The sequence below is a fragment of the Clostridium algoriphilum genome (assembly GCF_020443705.1).
Lineage (GTDB): Bacteria > Bacillota > Clostridia > Clostridiales > Clostridiaceae > Clostridium_AD > Clostridium_AD algoriphilum.
Map to the genome: position 1 here is coordinate 152914 of NZ_JAIZZK010000004.1, position 20539 is coordinate 173452.

Below are 20539 nucleotides of genomic sequence, written 5' to 3' on the forward strand. Positions count from 1 at the left end.
TAAACCATAGTTGACAAGAAAGAGAGAATAATTGATAATAGTATATGGAAAGTTATACACATTAATTAAAAAAATGAGAATAATAATAGAGAAATTGGACTAAATATATTGTATAGTATTATTGAGGGGAGTGGGAGAATTCATGGATATGTATCCATTATTTATAATTGCTATAGCACTATCCTTAGATGCGTTTGGAGTTGCTTTATGTATAGGCTTAAACGATAAAACTACATTCGCAAATAAGGTAAGCTTTACAATTTCCTTTGGGTTATTTCAATTTTTATTATCATATATTGGGGCTTATGCTGGGTTCCTTTTTAATACATATGTAGCCTCAATGCCGACTATAATTGGCGGTATGATTATATCAGCAGTTGGAGTAATTATGATTAAAGAAGGAATTGAGAATCAAGGCAGTTGTCCACTACTTAAACCTAAGATGTATATTATTTTGGGGGTGTCAGTGAGTATAGATGCAATGGTTGTAGGGTTTACGGTATTAAATAATATAACGAAGGTTATGTTATTTAAAGATACATTGTTTATTGGTGGGATAACTCTAGTAATGGTAACGATTGCCTTTTTAATCTCTAAATATTTAAAAAAAATAGAAGTTGTAGGTAAATATGCAGATTACATCGGAGGAATAATATTAATTATTTTTGGGCTTAAGATGATGTTTTCTTAAAAGAAAGGATGATAAACATGTTAGAAAAATTAAAGGATTTAAATTCATTTAAGGCGTTTAAATATTTTAAAGAGATGAACGAAATTCCAAGAGGTTCTGGAAATGAAAAAGCAATAAGTGACTGGCTTGTAAAATTTGCAAAAGAACATAATTTAAAAGTTATTCAAGATAAAGCTTTAAATATTATAATTAGTAAACCTGGAACTTCCGGATATGAGAATGCGCCAAATATAATAATTCAAGGTCACATGGACATGGTCTGTGAAAAAAATATAGATGCAAAGCATGATTTCTTAAAAGATCCTATTGAATTTATTGTAGAAGGTGACAATTTACGAGCAAATGGTACTACACTCGGAGCAGACGATGGTATTGCAGTTGCATTTAGCCTTGTAGTGCTTGCATCGGATGATATTGCGCATCCACCAATTGAACTATTAGTAACTACTGGAGAAGAGATAGGTATGATTGGAGCTCAGGCAGTAGATCCTAAGAATTTAAACGGAAAAATATTAATTAATATAGATTCAGAAGAAGAGGGAAAACTTTTAGTAAGTTGTGCAGGCGGGGTACGTGAAAAAATAAAGCTTAAAATAGATTGGGAAAAGGCAGATAAAAGCTTTATAAGTGTTACCATAAGACTAAGAGGTTTAAAAGGCGGGCACTCTGGAATGGAAATAAACAAAGAAAGAGGAAATGCTAACAAAATTATGGGACGTTTTTTAATGGATTTAAAATCGGTTATAGATTTTAAAATAAATTCTATAAGTGGAGGAGCTAAAAATAACGCAATTCCTCGTGATGCGGATGCAATTATATTATTTAGGGAAGATGATAAGAAAAGAGTTATTGAAAAATTATCACAATGGAATTCAACACTTAAAAATGAACTAAATGGGATTGATCCTGATGTTAATTTAGCTATTGAAATCATGAGCACTAAAGTAAATAAAATCTTTTCAGAAGGAACTGCTACAAAAGCTCTTCAAATATTGTTTTTAATTCCGAATGGAGTTAAAAGTATGAGTATGGCAATAGCAGGCTTAGTTCAAAGCTCAACAAATATAGGGATAATTGAAACTAATGACGAAAACATAGTATTTGATTCTGCAATAAGAAGTTCTGTAAAAAGTTTAAAGAAGGCAATACGTGATGAAACTATAGTAATTGCAGAGATGGTAGGGGCAACTATTGAATTTGAAGCAGATTATCCAGAGTGGGAATATAATAAAGACTCTAAGATAATGGTAGTACTTCAAGATGTGTACAAAAATTTATATGGTAAAAGACCTGAAATATCAGCGATACATGCAGGCCTTGAGTGTGGTTTGTTTAGTGAAAAATTTGAAGGTAATATTGATCAAATATCATTTGGACCTAATATTTATGATGTACACACACCGGGTGAACATTTAAGTATATCATCAACAGATAGAACATGGAATTATTTAGTAGAAATACTGAAAGAAATAAAATAAAATAGTAAGGTGAATGAGATGGATGTAATTTCATATTTGAAACAAAATAATATTAGAATTACTAAGGCAAGAAAAAGTATATTAGAAATTATAATTTCTAGAAGTGAAGCCATAAATGCAAATCTAATATATGAGTTATTAGAAAAAGATGATATAAAAATAGACTTGTCAACGGTATATAGAACCCTAGATTTGCTAGAAAATAAAAAGATATTAAATAAATTTGATTTGGGGAATAATATGTATAACTATACTATGAATAATAATTCTCATAAACATATAATTGAGTGTGATTTATGTCATAAAAAAATGCTTATAGATTGTCCAATACCACAAATAGAAGAACAAATAAAAGCAAAGACAGGAATAACTCTTACAGAAAGTCATATTCTTTTAAAAGGCATCTGTAAAGAATGTAAAAAATAAGAAAGGATGAGTTTGATGCAATTTTCTTCATTGGTCTTAATGGAAATAGATAAAGAAACTAATCAATTTGTTAAAGAGCTTGGGAGTTATGAAGCTTCCGAAGGAGCGGAATTTGTTACGAAACTAAATTATTTTGGAGAATTAATTAACTTAACTTTTGATACACAGGTCGACGTTGAAGAATGGCAGTTTACAGCGATCTATGACAATTTTAATGAGGAAATTTTCAAATCCAAAGGATATTATATTGAGGCCGTAGATGATGAATATAACCCAACTTGGCTCGTTAAATTCAAATATTCGGATGAGCATATGGTGGTGCGCGAAGCTATAATTGAAATATGTGAATTAATAAAGCAAGAACTTAGAGAAGTTTTTATAAAAATCAAAGGAAAAGAAGAGGAATATAAATTTGAGCAGGAGTAAATTATGAAAGAAAAAAATTTAAAGGCCATCATAAATGGTATTACTCAGCAAAATGGTTATTTATTAGAAGATATAACAAGTAAGAAAAACAGATCGCAGCTGTGGACGGTGAGTAAAAATATTGGTGGAGTGTTATATAGATTAATATTTATAACGAAAAATAGTTCTAATGAAATATTGCAATATGATATTCCTGACGACAAAAAAAACATTTATATACTAGTCTCTGATAAGGACGATGGATCTGATAGGGAGCAAGAAGACAATTCATTAAATTATTTTTTAGAGAAACCATTAATTAAAGTTAATTTGTTAAAGAGAAAAGTAACATATTCTGAAAATGTGAATTTACAAGTTGTTGAAGACATAGTGTCTGTGATGAATAATGGCAATTTACATAGTAGTAGTCAAAAAATAAGTGCAGGAGATAAACCTTGGATTACAATGGGAATTATAGCTGTCAATGTTGTAATGTATATTGTTACAGCATATTTGAGTTTTGTTTATGCACAAGGTAGTATATTTAACAGTGATACCAATGTTCTAATCTTGCTCGGTGCGAAAGTTAATAATCTTATAGCGCAAGGCCAATATTACAGGTTTATATCTTGCATGTTTTTACATGGCGGGATTGTGCATTTAGGTGTCAATATGTATTCACTTTATGCTATAGGGCCTATGGTCGAAAAGGTTTATGGAAAGGCAAAGTATATTGCTATTTATTTTATTTCCGGAATATGTGCATCTATATTTAGTTATATTTTTTCAACAAATGTGTCAATTGGAGCATCAGGTGCAATCTTTGGATTACTCGGGGCAGTACTTATTTTTGCTATTAAATCTAAAGGTAAAACTGGAAATGCTTTTATAAGAAGTATTCTGTCAGTTATATTTATTAATATATTTATAGGCGCAACTTTACCGAACATTGATAATTTTGCTCATGTAGGTGGACTTCTTGGGGGAATGATTGTAGCTTTTATAGTTAATTTTAGAACCCAAGTTTAATAAGGCACATAAACATAAATAGCAAGCTTATATTAAAACTTGTTATTTATGTTTATGTACCTTTGTTTTAATATGCATTAATTTATATTTAAGTAATATTAATTATAATACGCCTACAAATTTTAATATTATAATTATTACAACGACTAAACCAATTAGTTGTAACATTAATGCACCTCCTTATACAAAAATGACGGTTTACTCATTAAAAAATAAAGATTCCTTAAATAACTTTAGTGTATAGGGAATCTTAAAATTTTATGCAACTCCATTATTTTTATCCTCAATAATATTAATCAAATCTTCGTGACATATGGTTTCCTTCTCAATCAATAAAGCTGTTACAGCATCTAAAGAATCTTTTTCATCAAGCAGGATACTTTTAACTTCTTCATATAAATCTGAAATCAAATTTTTACATTCTAAGAATACTGTTTCTTGATTTGTAAAACCTGATTCTTTTAGTTTAGCCATACTAAGTAAACCTAGGGATTCACCCATTCCATATTCTGTAACCATATTTGCTATAAGCTCAGTACTTCTTTGCAGGTCACTATAAGCACCAGTAGTTACATGATCTAGACCAAATGTAATTTCTTCAGCAGCCCTACCACCTAAAAGTACCATTATTTTTTTCTTTAAATGATCTTTATTTTGATAAAGCGAATCTTCAGGAATACTTAAAGTATATCCGCCTGCACCTTTAGTAGTTGGGATTATAGTTACTTTAGACACTTTATCCTTTGGCAACATTTTAAGCGAAATTAAAGCATGTCCCGCTTCGTGGAATGCGGTTATGTTTCTATCTTGGTCTTTAATATAATCTCTATCAACTTTTTCATAACCAGCTAGCATTATTGAATAAGCTTTATCCATATGCTCATTACTGATAAATACAGCATTGTCCTTACATGCAATAATAGCAGCCTCATTAGTTAAATTCTCTAGTTTTGCACCTGAAAAGCTAGTAGTTTTATGTGCCCATTCAGCATAATCTATATCTTTAATAGGCTTGTTTTTAAAATGAAGTTTTAAAATTTTCTCTCTAGCAGATACATCAGGTAGAGTGACCTCAATATGCCTATCGAAACGACCAGGCCTTAATAGTGCCTCATCTAGCATATCTAGTCTATTGGTTGCTGCAATCACAATTATACCCTCTGTTTCATTAAAACCAGACATTTCAGTTAGGAGAGCGTTAAGTGTTTGATCTTTTTCATCAGAACCACCACCAGGTCCATTATTTCTTTTTTTACCAATAGCATCAATCTCGTCAATAAATATAACCGCTCTACCTTGGCCTCTAGCTTTTTTAAATAAGCTTCTAATTCTTCCGGCACCAACCCCTACATATATCTGAACAAAATCTGAACCAGATACTGCATAAAAAGGTACATTTGCCTCGCCTGCCACGGCTTTTGCAAGTAAAGTTTTTCCCGTTCCTGGATCGCCATATAGAATTACTCCTTTTGGCATTCTAGCACCATAAGCAGAATATTTTTCAGGGTTTTTAAGGAAATCTACTACATCCTGTACACTATCTTTAGCTTCTTCATTACCTGCTACATTAGCAAAATTATAACCTATATCTTCTACTGCAGTAACATCAAGATTTGTAGCTGAAAACATGCCTTTTGACTTTCGTTTTGTTGATTTAAAGGCCATAATTCCAAGAACTATAAGTGATATAACAAAACCTGAAATTGATGCTATTTCAGAAGGACTAGTTAGGGTTTGCTCTGAAACATTTATTCCATCCTTTAACAAGTTCTCTTTGAAATTATTAGTTCTTGGATTGTCAGTTGTATAGATAGTACCATCGTTAAGTTTAACTTGAACTTTAGGTGAAGTTGTTACGTATACAGTTGAGATGGAACGCGTTGAAACATCTTTAAGAAAGGCAGTGTATTGTTTATCTTTTGATATTTTAAAAGTACTACTCACAAAGATGAGAAATACTAAAGAAAGAACTGCAGTGATAGCAGGAATCAAAATATATTTGTTTTTAATTTTATTCATATGATCGAAGCGAGTAAGCAACTATACTTTTAAAGTATTTGCGGAATCGCCTCATTCACCATCCTTTCGCATAATATACTTATTTTTGTTTCTGCTAATTTAAATGTGATACTATTATATCTGATATAATAGCTTGTATATTTTTTATGCTTTGTAGAATTGTGTCGATATATTAGCAACTTATAAGAGCTATTATAATATCTTTTTAAAGCCTTGTCCACCGAACCTAATAGAATATGGAAATGTAAATAATGTAAAAGATATTATTGATAATTTTATCTTTTGTTGTATAATTTATTTATGATAGTTCAAGGGGTATTCCATAATACCTTTAAGGTTCAAGAAAATTTTAAGCATCTTAGATGGTAGAAAAATATATTGTTTGATTAAAAAGGAGAAGGTCTAAAATGGGAAAGAAAGTTTATGCAATAAAAGAAGGATATAATTCTAGTACTAAAGAAAAAATAGAAAACAAGATAGTTGGCACTTGGGCAGAGTGCTTAAAATATGTAAAAGGTGTAAAAGGTGCTAAGTATAAAAGCTTTGAAGATATAAATGAAGCCGAAAAGTTTTTAAGTGATGGAGGAAATGTTTTTAAAAAGTCAGATAATAATTATCCTAAAGATTGCCTTCATATTTATGTTGATGGTAGCTATAATTCAACTACTTGTGAGTATTCTTACGGAATGGTAGCCACGCGTAATGAGGTAGTTCTACATATAGAGAGTGGCTCAGGAAAAAGTGATTCAGCTAAAAACATAAGACAAATAGCAGGGGAGCTTGAAGGTGCAGTAAAAGGTTGTAAGTACGCTCTGAGTAAAGGTGAGAAGAAAGTAGTAATATTCCATGATTATGTTGGAATATGCTACCATGCTACAGGATTTTGGGATAGAAAAGAGGAATCATCAAAGGAATACTATACGAAAATGCAAGAACTTATGAAGAGGGGAATAGAAGTTATATTTGTTAAGGTTGATAGTCATACAGGAGATTTATTTAATGAACTTGTTGATGAAAAATGCAAAGAAAAACTAGGTATAAAATCAGATAAGGTTGTAGAAAAATGGTTACTTAAAAACATTATAAATGTAGGCAGTGAAGAGGTAAAAGAAGAAATCCTGAAAATAGCTCCAAGCGGAAATGCAAACATAATTGTGATGAAAGATGAGAATGAAAAAAGTAAAAAGGAAAAAGATAAAGAAGAAAACAATCAAGAAGGAAAAAGAGCATATGGGTTTAATGATATTGTTAGTGAATATAGCTTAAACCCAGGAAATGCAAACATTATAATAGAGAATTTAAGTAGTATTGACAAAACAAAGTTTATTACTTACTTATTAGGGAAGATTAAATAAATATAGGATTTTAATATAAAATATGGGGGTAATAAATTGATCGATGATTTTAAAAATAGAAAAAAAGAACCATATTTGTGTTTTAGGGCGAATAATGTAATAGAAGTTAATAAAGAATTTATTGATTTTACAGGTTTTAGTATAGAAGAAATATTGGGTAAGTCATTGCTAGAAATAGGAGTGATGCTAAAAACTAGTTCGCAATTTTTACTAGATAATATAATTAAAAAGTATTCTGGATTTATATTTACAAAATTACTTTGCCCGCGAGAAGTTAATATATCACTTTACTATGATAATGAAACAAATGATGAAATTTATACTTTTGTCGAGAAATCAAATTTCAGACTTGAGGACAAGATTATTTTTGTAGAAGGAGCATTCACAGATGACATATCAGGTGCAGCTGTTTACAGTGTGCCTGATTTAATACTTCTTAAAGCGAATGAAAAGTATCTTGATTTAATTAATTCATCTTTTAATATTCATAGTAATTGCATAGGGAGACCTATTGGAGAAATTGTGAAAGAATTTGTAGGCAGCCAGGAAGAAATTATTTGGGATTCTATTCTTACAATGCGAAAAGCTAGCTATATAAAAGAATTTAGAGTTAATGATATTTCAAATGATGCAACTTATTGGAAATTTACTCAAATAGCTATATTTGAGAATAAAAACATGAAATACATATTCGAAACAGCTATAGAGGTTACTGAGAGGGTCTTTGAAAACCAAAATTTAGAGAGGCAAAATAGGATAATAATACAGCAAAAAAAACAATTAGAACAACATAATACACAGCTGGTTAATATAATTGAAAATTTATCTGAGGGGGTAATGTTTGCAAATAATAAAGGTGAATTTATAATGGTAAATTCAGAAGCAAAAAGGTTAATTTACCAATCAGACATAGGAATTAATATACGAGATGCTCTAAGAGAAACTGAAGTGTTTGATATGGCAGGAAATGAGATACCATTCGAAAAATTTCCTTCAGTTAGAGCATTAAGAGGTGAAAAATCAAAAAATGTTAAGATTTTTGTGCGTCATCCTAATAGGGAATATTTTGCGGAAATTAGCTCAATTCCTATTTATGATGCATTTGGTGAGTTAACAATGATAGTGTCATGTTTTCATGATGTTACAGAAATAATAGAGCAATCAAAAAAAATTGAAGAACAGAAAAAAGAACTAGAAGCTATTATTGAAAACATATCCGATTCTATTGCTATTTTTGATAATAAGGAACAGTATATATTGCTTAACAAAACTTCAAGGGAAATGTTTTTCTCGTCATATGATAGCATGGACGATATAAGTAATGGATATAAATCATCTGAGTTTTTTGATATCGATGGGAAGAAAATTGAATTAGAGAATATTCCTTCTCGGAGAGTTATGAGGGGAGAAAAGTTTAGGAATATGAGAATGATAGTAAAGTCTCCGTATAAAACATTATATTTAGATATTAATGGCACTCCTATATATGATAGCAAAGGAAATTTTAGTTTAGGAGTGCTTTGTAGTAAGGACATGACAGACTACTTTAAGCGGGAAGAAGTTATAAGAAGTAGATATGAATTTGTAAGCGGAATGATTAATACTTTTGATTTACCCGTTGTTAGGTTATCATGTCCAGACTTAAAAATTGTGGACATCAATAAAAAGGCATTTAATATCATAAGGTTACTAAGACCTAATGTTAAATCAATTAATGAAATAAAAAATAATGCGATTGAAAACTTATTTGAAATGTTTAAATCGAGTGAATACTACCACTGCGTTAGTCAGGTGTTAAAGGAAAAGAAAATTAAGTATTTAAATAAAAAAAATCTTTTGTTAAATGGACAAGAGGTATACTGGAATATTATATTTGAACCTGTACTCTGTGTAAATGGTGAGATCCGAGAAATATTAATATTAATAATAGATGTTACTACTGAAATTAAGTCTAATATTGTCATGGAAAATACATTAAAGTTACAGGGAGAATTTCTTGTTAATATATCTCATGAACTAAAAACACCATTAAATGTTATATTTGCAACTGCTCAATTATTTAATATGTATTGCGATAGTGGATCACTTGACGAGAAGAAGGATTCAATTATAAAATACATAGACTCAATTAAGCAAAATTCATATAGATTATCTAAAATTATTAATAACATTGTAGATTTGTCAAAAATTGAAGCAGGATTCTTCAAATTAAATTTATCAAATAACAATATAGTTGAAGTTGTAGAAGAAATAGTGATGTCTGTAACTTCACTTACTGATAGTAAGGGTTTAAATATTATTTTTGATACAGACAAAGAAGAAAATATCATTGCATGCGATACAGAGAAAATAGAGCGGATTGTGTTAAATCTTATATCAAACGCTATAAAATTTTCAGAGGTCGGTGATGAAATATTTGTGGATGTTAGGGATGAAAATGAATTTGTTGAAATATCAGTGAGGGATAATGGAATTGGCATTGAAGAGGAGTACTTGGATATGATATTTGATAGATTTAAGCAAGTAGATAAATCTTTATCGAGAAATGCAGAAGGTACGGGTATAGGCTTAAGTTTAGTTAAATCAATTGTAGAATTACATGGTGGTATTATACAGGTTGAAAGTAAGTTTGGGAAAGGAAGTAAATTTACAGTTAAACTTCCAAAGGTAAAGGTACTTCACGAAAATATGCTATATAGTAGCAATGTTCGGAGCAAAAATGAAAGTATTCAAGTAGAACTTTCGGATGTTTATTCTAAGTAACTAATATTTATAAAATATATGAAGATTATAAGATATGGATTAAGTTAGTGAAAAAGAAGATTTAGTTAGTATTACATGTAATTGTGAATTTTAAAAAAGTAGATTAATTATTATAAAAATGCACATCCTATAAAGAGTAACTAAAGAAAGGATGTGTAACTTATGAATAGTAAATTTATGTCAACAATTACAGCAGGTGCAATAATTGGAGTAGTAGCGGGCACCATGTTAATTCCTAACATGGACAGAAGCACAAGAAGAAGAGCTAAAAAAACAGGTAAGATGGTAATGAATATAGCAGGTGACATGTATGATAGTATGAAAGATTATATGTTATAAAAATTATTAAAGACTCCGAACTATATTAAAAATATGTGGTTTGGAGTTTTTATAGTTTACAGTTTTTGATATTTTTACTGGAAATTATGTTGAACCAATAATTGTATACAATTATTGGTTATAGTTTTTAATATTTTATTAAAAATTTATGTTGAACCTATAATTGTAAACAATTATAGGTTATAGTTTTTAATATTTTTACTAAAAATTCAAAACTTATTCATACATTCAGAATTATATAGGTAAACTATGTTATAATTGAATTAAAATTGTCGATTTGTTAAAATAAAAGTATTCTATATATGACCATGTTGTAAAGGAAGAGTGATTATGGAGATATTGTCTTTAGGAGAAAAGATAAAGAGAAAAAGAAAAGAACTTAATATGACATTAAAGGATCTTGCAGGAAACAGGATAACTCCAGGACAAATTAGTCTGGTTGAATCTGGGAAATCTAATCCTAGCATGGATTTATTAGAATATTTGGCAAGTACTTTAAATACCGCCGTTGAATATCTAATGGAATCAGAGGAAGCTCAAGCAGAGAAAATATGTTTGTTTTACCAGAATATTGCTGAGTCGCATATTTTAAATAAAGACTTAGTACAGGCTGAACAAAACATAGAAAAATCTATATATTATTCTGAACAATATAAGTTGGAATATAGAAAAGCAAGAAATTTATCTTTAAAAGGCGATATATACATGGAAAGAAAAGAAATTGCTGAGGCTCAACAGGTATTTCTTTCGTCAAATGTAATCTTTATAAAAAATAATTCTTATGAAGAGATAATTAAAACTTTTCTGAAACTCGGTATAATAACACTTGAACTTAGGGGATATCAGTCAGCTTCAAGTTACTTTAAGCAAGCTGAAAAAGTGTTTATGGATAATCAAATGGGAAATGATTTTTTATTAGGTAAAATATATTATTACATAGGGTTCACTTATTTTAAATTAGAAAATATGGAAAAGGCTATTAAATATTCATATTTAGCTCAAGAAAAATTTAAACAAATAGATAATAAGAAAGAATACGCTAATTCGCTTTTGTTATTAGCATACGAATATAACAGAAGAGGCGATATTAAGAATGCTATCAAGTATTCTAAAATTACTTTGAAGGTATTTAGTGAAATTAACAATTTAACATATGTATCAGAAATAGAAAACAATTTAGGAAGATTGTTTTATGAATTTGAAAACATGGAAGAATCTTTTATACATTTAAACAAAGCCAAGGAAATAAGGCAAAAGACTAATGATTCAAAGTTAATAGATACCTTAGTAAATATTTGTGAGAATTATATTAAACTTAAGTCTGTAAGCAAAGCTAAGGAAGTTTTAGAATATATATTAGAATATATAGAAGCTGGGAATTACAATGCATTATCTCATTACTATCTATTAAAATATAGAGTCGATTTATTAGAAGATAATAAGTTAGAAGCTGAGAAAACTTTATTACAAGCACTAAACTTTGCTAGGGAACAAAAGCAAATAAAGAAATCGGCTGAAATATCTATAATGATTGGAAAGTTCTATATTGAAGGTGCCAGAGGCTCAGACGCAGCTAAATACCTAAATGAGGGTGTAGAGTTATTTAGACAACTAGGAATAATAAAATAATTTAAGTAAAACTATTTTATGGTTAGGTGATGAGGATGAAAATATTATCAACGGGAGAAAAGATAAAAAGGAGTAGAGTATATAAAGGGTATACCTTAAGAGAGATATGTGATGATAAAATATCAGTATCTAAAATGAGTTGTATAGAGAATAATAAGGTAAAGGCTGAACCTTGGATACTCGAACTTATAAGTAAAAAGCTGGACATAGACATTGAATATTTGAATGAAAATGTATTAGAACAAGTTGAAGAGAATATTAAGTCATTGAAAGAGGATGCCATAAGTAGCAAGGATGTTATGAAAGGCAAGGAATCTGAGGGTGATAAGGATAAGGCTTTTGAAGCAAAAGTATCCTATAATTTAGAGTTTGCTGAAAAATATAATTATTATGATTTAGCTATTGAATTAATACATATGTTGTTTAATTTTTACTTGGATAAAAAGGACTTTGAAAAAACTCAATCTATTACGTCGAAGTATTATGATCTACATTTAAAAACAAACATAGAAGATAACCAATTAACCTACTACATAGACATGGCGAGACATTTATACATAAAAGAAGACTATCTCCAAGCTTCGAGCTACTATTGTAATGTGCGAAAAGGATTAAGAGAAAGCAAAACGCCTAATTATAAGAAATTAATAATAGTTACTTATAACGAAGCTGCCTGTAATATTATGCTGAAAGATTATGAGCGAGCATATGAAGTGGGAATAAGATTGTTAGAGTTGGTAGAGTATGTAGATACAGAATTTAAAGCAGCTGAGATATACCATATGCTGGCCATGTTATCCATAAGAATGGACAATGGTAAGTTTGCAGAATATGAAAAAAAGTCATATGAGCTATATAAAGATAAGGATTCTAGTAAAGCACTAGCTATTTTTAATTATGGATCTACAATGTTTGATTGTAATATGAAGAGTAGAGCAGTTGAATATATTAATAAGGGGCTAAGCGTATATCCTAAAGGCAACAAGGTAGGACTTGTTAGCTATATGTTAGATTGCGTTAATGAACTTATTAAAAATGACGTAGTAGAGCTTGCACAGGTTATTTCTGATGAAGTTCTAAATTATGCAATAAATTTAGATGATATTATGTTCATAGAAAAAAGTTATTATTATAAAGCTATTATTCTTGATAGACAAGGCAAAGCATCAAGTGCAGAGATGTATATGAATTTATCTTTAGATTCATTGTTAAAATTTGGACCAAAGCAAGACATATATATGCGTTACTTAGAAATGGGCAGTATGTACCATAAACTGAGTAATGTAGCTGATTCTATAAAGTATTTTAGTTTAGCGATACAACTTGAAAAAAAGATGTAGGCTTGGAATTTTCCAAGGCCTACATCTTTTTTTTGAGTTACAAGTTATTTAGTAGTTTCTCTGTTTATTATAAATTCCTTAGCTTTAATCTCTAAACTATCGTCTAGGGAAGTTAAAGCAACTTCATCATATTTGTTATTTAATGCTAGTGTAAGTATCCTGTCAGCAAGCTCTGGATTTTTAGATAGGAGGGAACCATGGAAATAAGTACAGAAAGTATTTTTATAAATGCAACCCTCGTTACCATCTTCTCCGTTGTTACCATACCCAACTTTAACTGTGCCAAGTGGTAATAAATCATTAATATAAGTTCTCCCAGAGTGATTTTCAAAGCCTACATAAGTTTCATCAAAGACTTCATTATGAATAATTGTGTTACCTATGAAACGTTTATCCCCACCTTCTGTGTAGATATCTAGAATGCCAAGGCCCTCTAGTTTTTCACCGTCGGGGGTAGTATAATATTTCCCAAGCAATTGATAACCACCACAAATAGCTAAAAACACTTTTCCACTTTCTATATATTCCTCCATTGCAGATTTTTTAAACTCTATTAAGTCTGGTGAGACTATAGCCTGCTCATAATCTTGTCCTCCACCAAAAAACACAATATCATAATCTTCTGCATTGAATATATCACCCATAGATACGTTAACGATATTTACTTGAATATCACGAAGCTCCGCTCTATGTTTCAATATTAAGATATTTCCTACATCCCCATATACATTTAATAAATCAGGATACAAATGACAAATATTAATTTCCATATTATTTTTGTTTACCTCGCCTTCTAATTTAGATTTGGTTTATTACCAAATTTTCTTTATGTAACCCTTAGTGTGTAAAAACTTTCTCAAATTTATCATGGCAGTATAGGTAGCTAGTATATAAACTATTTCACCATTGCAGGATTTAATCTTGTTAAGCAAGGTTTCTTCGTCACTACATAGGAGAAAGGAATCTGATGAAAAACCTGCAACCTTAAGTCTTATTGCCATATCATACATACGGATTCCTGATATCATAACTTTGTTTATATTGAGGCTAGTTAAACGTTCAAAATTAACATCCCATATCCACGAAACGTCTTTCCCATCTGCATAATTATCATTTAGCATAAGAGATAAATTTATTTTTCTTTTGTCTAAATTAATAGTGTTTACAGCCTCGTCATAGCCTGCAGGATTCTTAACTAATATTATTTTAACTTCGGTTCCCTCAATATTTAATGTTTCTTGCCTTCCAAAGCTACTAGCCACGTTTTTAAGAGATTGCTCTATAATCGTATCTTCAATATCTAATAATTTAGCTACCGAATATGCACATAGGGCATTATATATATTGTAAGTACCTGGTTGATTTATGTAATATTCTTTACTATTAAAATTAACTATGGAACCACTTGTGTTAAGTTCAATAATTTTATCTACAAAGTATGTGAGAGCTGGGCGCTTATATCCACAACCAGTGCAATGGAAATCGCCTAGATGATTGTAGGTGATAAAATTATATTCATAAGGAGATTTACAGATTGTGCAAAACTTAGCATCTGCATTAATATCTACTATTTTGTTATCATTAACTTTAGTACCAAAGCCGTAGTATATTAAATCATTTTTAACATCTAAGTTTCCAAACAAAGATTCATCTCCATTAAGTAGAAGAGTCGATGTAGGTACTTTATCAATTCCTTCAAGTATCTTCTTTAGTGTTGTATACACCTCTCCGTATCTATCCATTTGATCTCTAAATAAATTGGTAATAGTAATAATACGTGGGGTTATATATTCAGTTACAAACTTAAGATTAGCTTCATCTACCTCTATAACAGCGATTTTCTTCTCCACAGACTTTTTAAAAGAATAATTAGAAACAAAACATGCAACTATTCCTGTATACATATTTGCTCCAGTATTATTAGTAATTACTGGTTTATTGCTATCTTTTACAATGCTGTAGATCATGCTTGTAGTTGTAGTTTTTCCATTTGTACCGGTTATGAGTATAACCTCATAATTGTTAGCAATTGTTTTCAAAATATCTTTATCAAGCTTTAAGGCAATTTTACCGGGAAAATTAGTGCCACCTTGAAATATAAGCTTAGATAATTTCATAACAAACTTTGATACTAATATACTGAGTAATGACTTAATTTTAATTTTGAACACATCCTTTAATTATACTTCTATTTTTAAGTTAATATAATTTTATAACATAGTTGCTTAAATGTCTAACATATTAATGTAACTTATAATTAAATATTATAGCTTTTTAGCTATGTATTTGTTAAAATATAAATATAACACACAAAACGGTCCATAAAAAAATAGTATATAATTAAAAACTGAACCCAATAATCAATTAGTGAATTTTTGAATTAATTTAAAAAGAACTGCTTTAGAGCAATTTTTTTATAGTGAAAGGTGTGTTAGTTTGAAGCAACAAGGATATATCTACTCAATTTTTTCTGCTATATTATTTGGAAGTGCAGGCCTTCTTGTTAAATTAGCTTATGTAGGGGGAATTGATTCTATAAGTTTATTAACACTACAATATATTATAGCAGTGCCATTAATGTTTACAATGATGTATATTTTTAATAAAAAGTCTTTCAAAATAACAAAGAAACAAATAGTAAGACTAGCTGTGCTTGGCATTGTTGGAAATACATTTATGACGGTATTTTATTATACAGCGTTTAATTATTTACCAATGCAAATGGTTGCCATATTATTATATACTTATCCAATAATGGTTTTTATATATTCAGTCCTGTTTAAAAAGGAATCGGTAGGATATAAAAAGACTTTTGCTGTGTTTCTAGCATTTTTGGGTTGTGTTTTAACGCTAGACATTTTATCAGGACAGATTAAGTATTCATTAAAGGGAGTTATATTTGCCTTGATATGTGCAATGTTTTATGCCTTTATGAATATATATAGTGAGGAGAAATTGCAAGGACTAGAACCACTAGTAATCAACGCTTATTCTACTCTATTTTCATTAATGAGCCTTATTATATATAAGTTTCCTGCGTTTATTTTTAGTGGGCATGTAACTAAGAGACTTCTTTTGTATACTACGATACTTGCTATATTTTGTGAGATTATCCCTTTGACTTTATTATATGCTGCAATAAAATGTATAGGGTCATTAAAGGTATCTATAATAGGAAATCTTGAAATACCAACTGCTATGATTGTGTCATTTTTTATATTACATGAGCAAATCGCGAGTATGCAAATAATTGGAACTATTTTAGTGGTATGTGCAATATATATGATAAGAATTGAACCTAAAACTAAATAATACAAAAATTCCAACGGTATAAAGCATTACAAAACGTTGGGTTGATTTATGTAAATTTTCCTTTAAATATGATATACTCTTTAAATAAATGAGATTTTATTAGGGATGTAAAAATAAACTAGCAAATGGACTAGTTATTTTTTTGAGTATCTTTTAAAATTTATTTAATAAATAACAATTTTAGTAAAGCAAAGCTACCAAATAAGGAGGAATTATGAGAAAGAAGGGTATCATTTATAGAGTTTTAGTTTTCACTATTATAGCAGCAGCTGTAGTTCTTTGGGATTTTAAAGGTAGAACTAGTTTAAATACTAATGACATAGGTTTACAAGTTACTAAATGGGATAATTTTTATAATGGAAATAATATTCATTTTTATTATTTAAATCCTCAGAATGAAAACTTAACAAAACTTAAAACTAAATATGGACTAAATAAACTTATTGATAATAATGCAGATCAGCTAGATAACTCCATAAAGATTATGAAATTTATTAATAAGAGAGTTAAGGCCCAAAGTACTGCAATGTCCAGTGATAAAAGTGCCCTCGAAATAATGAAAGTGGCATTTAATGGGGATGAAATATCAGATAGTGATTATGCAATTATATATGAAGAGTGTTTAGCTTCTCTTGGAATTAACGTACGTCAAGGAATGCTAAGGAGTACTGATAAAAAAGTTAAAGGAAAATCATATTTTAATGTATGTGAAATATGGAGTGATAAATACCATAAGTGGATAATGCTCGATGGCGTTAATGGCTGCTATATGAGAGAAAAGCAAATACCACTCAGTGCTATTGAAATAATAAACAAGGGTATAGGAAACGTTCAAATAGTTAATTTAAAAGGTACTAGCAAGTATATAAAGAATATGTCAGGTTATTTTGAAAGCTATAGTATATCTATAGATAATAATAAATATGGTGAGTTAAAAAGTAATTCTAAAATTACTTATTTGAAAGATAAGCAGCTTCCTAAAATAGAAACAAAGGAGGGATTTATTCAACCTACTATATTTGTTAATAATCCACAAGTGTTTACTATATCTCCAAATTTGCAATATGTTAATACAGGCAAAGAGGAAACTGCTACTTTAATATTTGCGAAAAGGGATTTGAAAAACGACACCAAGGAAGTAGATGACTTTACCATTGGGGTATTTATGAATAGTTATATGTTGCCAAACTATTTTATAAGTGTTAATGGTTCTGACTATATAAAAGTAGAAACCTTTTATAGTTTACAAATTAAAAAAGGAATTAACTCTATTAAGTTATCACAAGATGGTAAAACCTTATCTAGGGAAGTAATAATAGAAAAATAAACATATTATAATAAATTAATTATTGTTAGAAGGGAGCACACATTAGATGAATTTGAACATTATATTGGCGTTTAAAGCTATAATAATAGCTATAGTAGAAGGGGTAACAGAATTTATTCCTATTTCCTCTACTGGACATATGATTATTGTTGGAGATGTTATAAATTTTAAAGGGGCATTTGCAACCAGTTTTGAGGTAGTTATTCAACTAGGAGCTATTCTTGCAATTATAGTTTTATATCGTATTAAAATATGGAACTCAGTTGTTGAGCTACTTAAGGGGAAAGCTTCAGGTATTAAATTTTGGACTAATATTATAATTGCATTTTTACCAGCTGCAGTATTCGGGTTTCTTTTGAATGATAAAATAGATGAATATCTTTTTAATTCGGGAACTGTGGCCGTGGGGTTAATAGTTGGTGGTATTCTAATGATTATTATAGAAAATAAATTTAGAAATAAGTATACTACAGAAATTATAGAGAAAATAAGTATTAAGCAATCATTTAAAATAGGTTGTTTTCAATGCCTTGCGTTATGGCCAGGCATGTCTAGATCGGCATCTACTATAATGGGAGGGTGGATTTGTGGCGTGTCTACAATTGCTGCAACTGAGTTTTCATTCTTCCTCGCAATACCTACTATGGTTGGAGCTACAGCATTAACATTATTTAAAAGTGGAATGAATTTTAGTAGTGGAGAAATTGTCACTTTGGTTATTGGATTTGTAGTTGCATTTTTAGTTGCAATAGTTGTAGTTGAAAGATTTGTAGCTTATTTGAAAAAGAAACCTATGAAGGTTTTCGCTGTTTATAGAATAATTGTTGGCATAGTATTAATATGTTTAATTAAATTTGGTGTTATATCATTATAAATTATGATAATGGAAGGTTATTAACATTCCATTCATAGTAGTGTGTCATTTATATTTTCTAATTGCTTGGGGTATATTATATAGAGTTTAGAGGGGTGTATATGATACATAAAATTAAAAAATCATGAAATTAGGTGTACAGTGCTCGGTTATATTCAAAGAGGTGGGATAACATCATCTTATGATAGAATACTTTCTACAAGGTATGGTGTTGCAGCTGTTAACCTAATTAATGAAGGGAAATTTGGAGAGATGGTTTGTCTTGCAGGAAATAAAATATCTTCTGTATCTTTAGAGGAGGTTATTGGACACCCGAAGAATGTAGATCCTAGTGGAGAATTAGTTAAAGTAGCTAGAAGCATTGGAATTTCCTTTGGTGATCAATAAGATTCTTCAATTTTTAAATGCTTGTTTAGTATTATAAATGAGTAAATTATCAATATAAATATTAAAAGCTAGGTAACTAGTCTTTTTTTATTTATTGAAAATTGTGAAATATTTAGTTGAGTTTTTTTACTTCCCTTGGAATTTTTTTATGTTTGTGCCATCACTTATAAGTACGATATTTTTATTTATATCAGTTCTATAGATTATAGAATTTATTTCTTTTAATTTGTCTAAGGTCTCTTTATTTGGATGACCATATGTGTTATAAGCTCCACAACTTATTACAGCAATTTTTGGAGAAACTTCATTTAAAAAATTTTGTGAGGTTGATGTCTTACTACCGTGATGACCAACTTTAAGTACTTGAGCTTTTAAATTGTAACCATTGTTAATAAGTTCTTGTTCAGCTAGTTCTTCGGCATCACCTGCAAATAAATAAGTAGAATTTCTATAAGAAACTTTTATAACACATGAGTAATCATTAGTATTTTCGTAGGTTGCGCTGTTGGGTGACAGCATAACGCAAGAAGTATTCGCACCTAAATCTAAATACATGTTAGGTTTAGCTATGTTTATTTTAAAATTTTTACTTCTTAAAGCTCTGATCATATCAACAAAAGATTGAGAGGAAGATATAGCTTTAGGTGCATAGAACTCTCCAACATCGAAGGTTTTAATTATACTAGCCATACCTCCTATATGATCTTCATGAGGATGTGTTGTAACTATATAGTCAAGTTTCTTAATATTATTCTTTTTTAAATACCTAATTAATTTTTGTTTTGAATCACTGGTTCCACTATCAATTAATAGGTTTTTATTATTTACTTGAATAAGTATACAATCACCCTGTCCTACATCAATAAAATGAGTAACTATATTATTTTTTAAATCTAAGTTTGTTTTTATTGTAGAGTTATAACCTACAGCAATGCAGATAGTTATAAAAATTAAAACAATGCAAATCAAGGTATATTTTAACCAGATTTTCTTTGGCATACGACTAATCTCCTATGTATATATTTGAAGTATATATGTAATATTAAAGCATATAAATGATTTTATCCAAATATATAAAAAAATATCAATACATAAGGAGAAATTTGAAATAAGGCTTACTAACTAGTATAATCATAGTTGTAATTTAATCTAAGCATGAAAGGAA

17 protein-coding genes and 1 pseudogene are annotated in these 20539 nt (G+C 29.4%); 14 read left to right on the top strand and 4 right to left on the bottom strand.

What is annotated here, in order from left to right; all coding sequences use genetic code 11:
- The first annotated feature begins 142 nt into the window (after nucleotides 1-142).
- Genes LGK95_RS05600 through LGK95_RS05620 form a run of 5 tightly spaced genes read left to right on the top strand, consistent with a single transcriptional unit; the run spans nucleotide 143 to nucleotide 4029 of the window.
- Nucleotides 143-691, top strand: coding sequence for a manganese efflux pump MntP (locus LGK95_RS05600; RefSeq protein WP_226123078.1), 549 nt, complete (start codon nucleotides 143-145; stop codon nucleotides 689-691).
- Between the two features lie 17 nt (nucleotides 692-708).
- Nucleotides 709-2169, top strand: coding sequence for an aminoacyl-histidine dipeptidase (locus LGK95_RS05605; protein ID WP_226123080.1), 1461 nt, complete (start codon nucleotides 709-711; stop codon nucleotides 2167-2169).
- Nucleotides 2170-2187: 18 nt separating this feature from the next.
- Nucleotides 2188-2595: a Fur family transcriptional regulator gene (locus LGK95_RS05610; protein WP_226123082.1), complete on the top strand. Its 408-nt coding sequence runs from the start codon at nucleotides 2188-2190 to the stop codon at nucleotides 2593-2595.
- 15 nt (nucleotides 2596-2610) lie between these two features.
- The gene (locus LGK95_RS05615; protein ID WP_226123084.1) at nucleotides 2611-3021 is read left to right on the top strand and encodes a DUF6762 family protein; all 411 of its coding nucleotides are present in this window, start codon (nucleotides 2611-2613) and stop codon (nucleotides 3019-3021) included.
- A 3-nt stretch (nucleotides 3022-3024) separates the two neighbouring features.
- Nucleotides 3025-4029 carry a rhomboid family intramembrane serine protease gene (locus LGK95_RS05620; protein WP_226123086.1) on the top strand — a complete coding sequence of 335 codons (1005 nt, stop codon included), beginning with the start codon at nucleotides 3025-3027 and terminating at the stop codon, nucleotides 4027-4029.
- 258 nt (nucleotides 4030-4287) lie between these two features.
- Here LGK95_RS05620 and LGK95_RS05625 read toward each other — a convergent pair whose 3' ends face one another.
- Nucleotides 4288-6048 (bottom strand): ATP-dependent metallopeptidase FtsH/Yme1/Tma family protein, encoded by a 1761-nt coding sequence (locus LGK95_RS05625; RefSeq protein WP_226123088.1) that lies wholly within the window; start codon nucleotides 6046-6048, stop codon nucleotides 4288-4290.
- 407 nt (nucleotides 6049-6455) lie between these two features.
- Here LGK95_RS05625 and LGK95_RS05630 point away from each other — a divergent pair, with 407 nt between their 5' ends.
- The 5 genes from LGK95_RS05630 (at nucleotide 6456) to LGK95_RS05650 (ending at nucleotide 13474) form a co-directional block, all read left to right on the top strand.
- Nucleotides 6456-7403 (top strand): ribonuclease H1 domain-containing protein, encoded by a 948-nt coding sequence (locus tag LGK95_RS05630; protein ID WP_226123090.1) that lies wholly within the window; start codon nucleotides 6456-6458, stop codon nucleotides 7401-7403.
- Nucleotides 7404-7439: 36 nt separating this feature from the next.
- Entirely contained in the window at nucleotides 7440-10166 is a 2727-nt protein-coding gene (locus LGK95_RS05635; protein WP_226123091.1) for a PAS domain-containing sensor histidine kinase, read from the top strand.
- Between the two features lie 162 nt (nucleotides 10167-10328).
- On the top strand, nucleotides 10329-10505 hold the full coding sequence (locus LGK95_RS05640) for a YtxH domain-containing protein (protein ID WP_226123093.1): 177 nt from the start codon (nucleotides 10329-10331) through the stop codon (nucleotides 10503-10505).
- A gap of 330 nt (nucleotides 10506-10835) precedes the next feature.
- Nucleotides 10836-12134 carry a helix-turn-helix domain-containing protein gene (locus LGK95_RS05645; protein WP_226123095.1) on the top strand — a complete coding sequence of 433 codons (1299 nt, stop codon included), beginning with the start codon at nucleotides 10836-10838 and terminating at the stop codon, nucleotides 12132-12134.
- 35 nt (nucleotides 12135-12169) lie between these two features.
- Nucleotides 12170-13474 (top strand): helix-turn-helix domain-containing protein, encoded by a 1305-nt coding sequence (locus LGK95_RS05650; protein ID WP_226123096.1) that lies wholly within the window; start codon nucleotides 12170-12172, stop codon nucleotides 13472-13474.
- 44 nt (nucleotides 13475-13518) lie between these two features.
- On the opposite strand, the gene LGK95_RS05655 is transcribed toward LGK95_RS05650, so the two are convergent.
- Both LGK95_RS05655 and LGK95_RS05660 read right to left on the bottom strand, forming a co-directional pair.
- Nucleotides 13519-14244: a type 1 glutamine amidotransferase gene (locus tag LGK95_RS05655; RefSeq protein ID WP_226123097.1), complete on the bottom strand. Its 726-nt coding sequence runs from the start codon at nucleotides 14242-14244 to the stop codon at nucleotides 13519-13521.
- 42 nt (nucleotides 14245-14286) lie between these two features.
- Nucleotides 14287-15645: a MurT ligase domain-containing protein gene (locus tag LGK95_RS05660; protein WP_226123098.1), complete on the bottom strand. Its 1359-nt coding sequence runs from the start codon at nucleotides 15643-15645 to the stop codon at nucleotides 14287-14289.
- A 265-nt stretch (nucleotides 15646-15910) separates the two neighbouring features.
- Here LGK95_RS05660 and LGK95_RS05665 point away from each other — a divergent pair, with 265 nt between their 5' ends.
- From LGK95_RS05665 to LGK95_RS05680, 4 genes and pseudogenes are all read left to right on the top strand, one after another.
- On the top strand, nucleotides 15911-16786 hold the full coding sequence (locus tag LGK95_RS05665) for a DMT family transporter (RefSeq protein WP_226123099.1): 876 nt from the start codon (nucleotides 15911-15913) through the stop codon (nucleotides 16784-16786).
- 214 nt (nucleotides 16787-17000) lie between these two features.
- Complete coding sequence (locus tag LGK95_RS05670) at nucleotides 17001-18113, top strand: hypothetical protein (RefSeq protein WP_226123100.1); 1113 nt, start codon at nucleotides 17001-17003, stop codon at nucleotides 18111-18113.
- A gap of 46 nt (nucleotides 18114-18159) precedes the next feature.
- On the top strand, nucleotides 18160-18987 hold the full coding sequence (locus LGK95_RS05675) for an undecaprenyl-diphosphate phosphatase (RefSeq protein WP_226123101.1): 828 nt from the start codon (nucleotides 18160-18162) through the stop codon (nucleotides 18985-18987).
- A 114-nt stretch (nucleotides 18988-19101) separates the two neighbouring features.
- A pseudogene (locus LGK95_RS05680) lies at nucleotides 19102-19374 on the top strand (6-phosphofructokinase); the annotation flags it as partial.
- A gap of 126 nt (nucleotides 19375-19500) precedes the next feature.
- Here LGK95_RS05680 and LGK95_RS05685 read toward each other — a convergent pair.
- Nucleotides 19501-20373: a ComEC/Rec2 family competence protein gene (locus LGK95_RS05685; protein WP_226123103.1), complete on the bottom strand. Its 873-nt coding sequence runs from the start codon at nucleotides 20371-20373 to the stop codon at nucleotides 19501-19503.
- Nucleotides 20374-20539 lie beyond the last annotated feature (166 nt).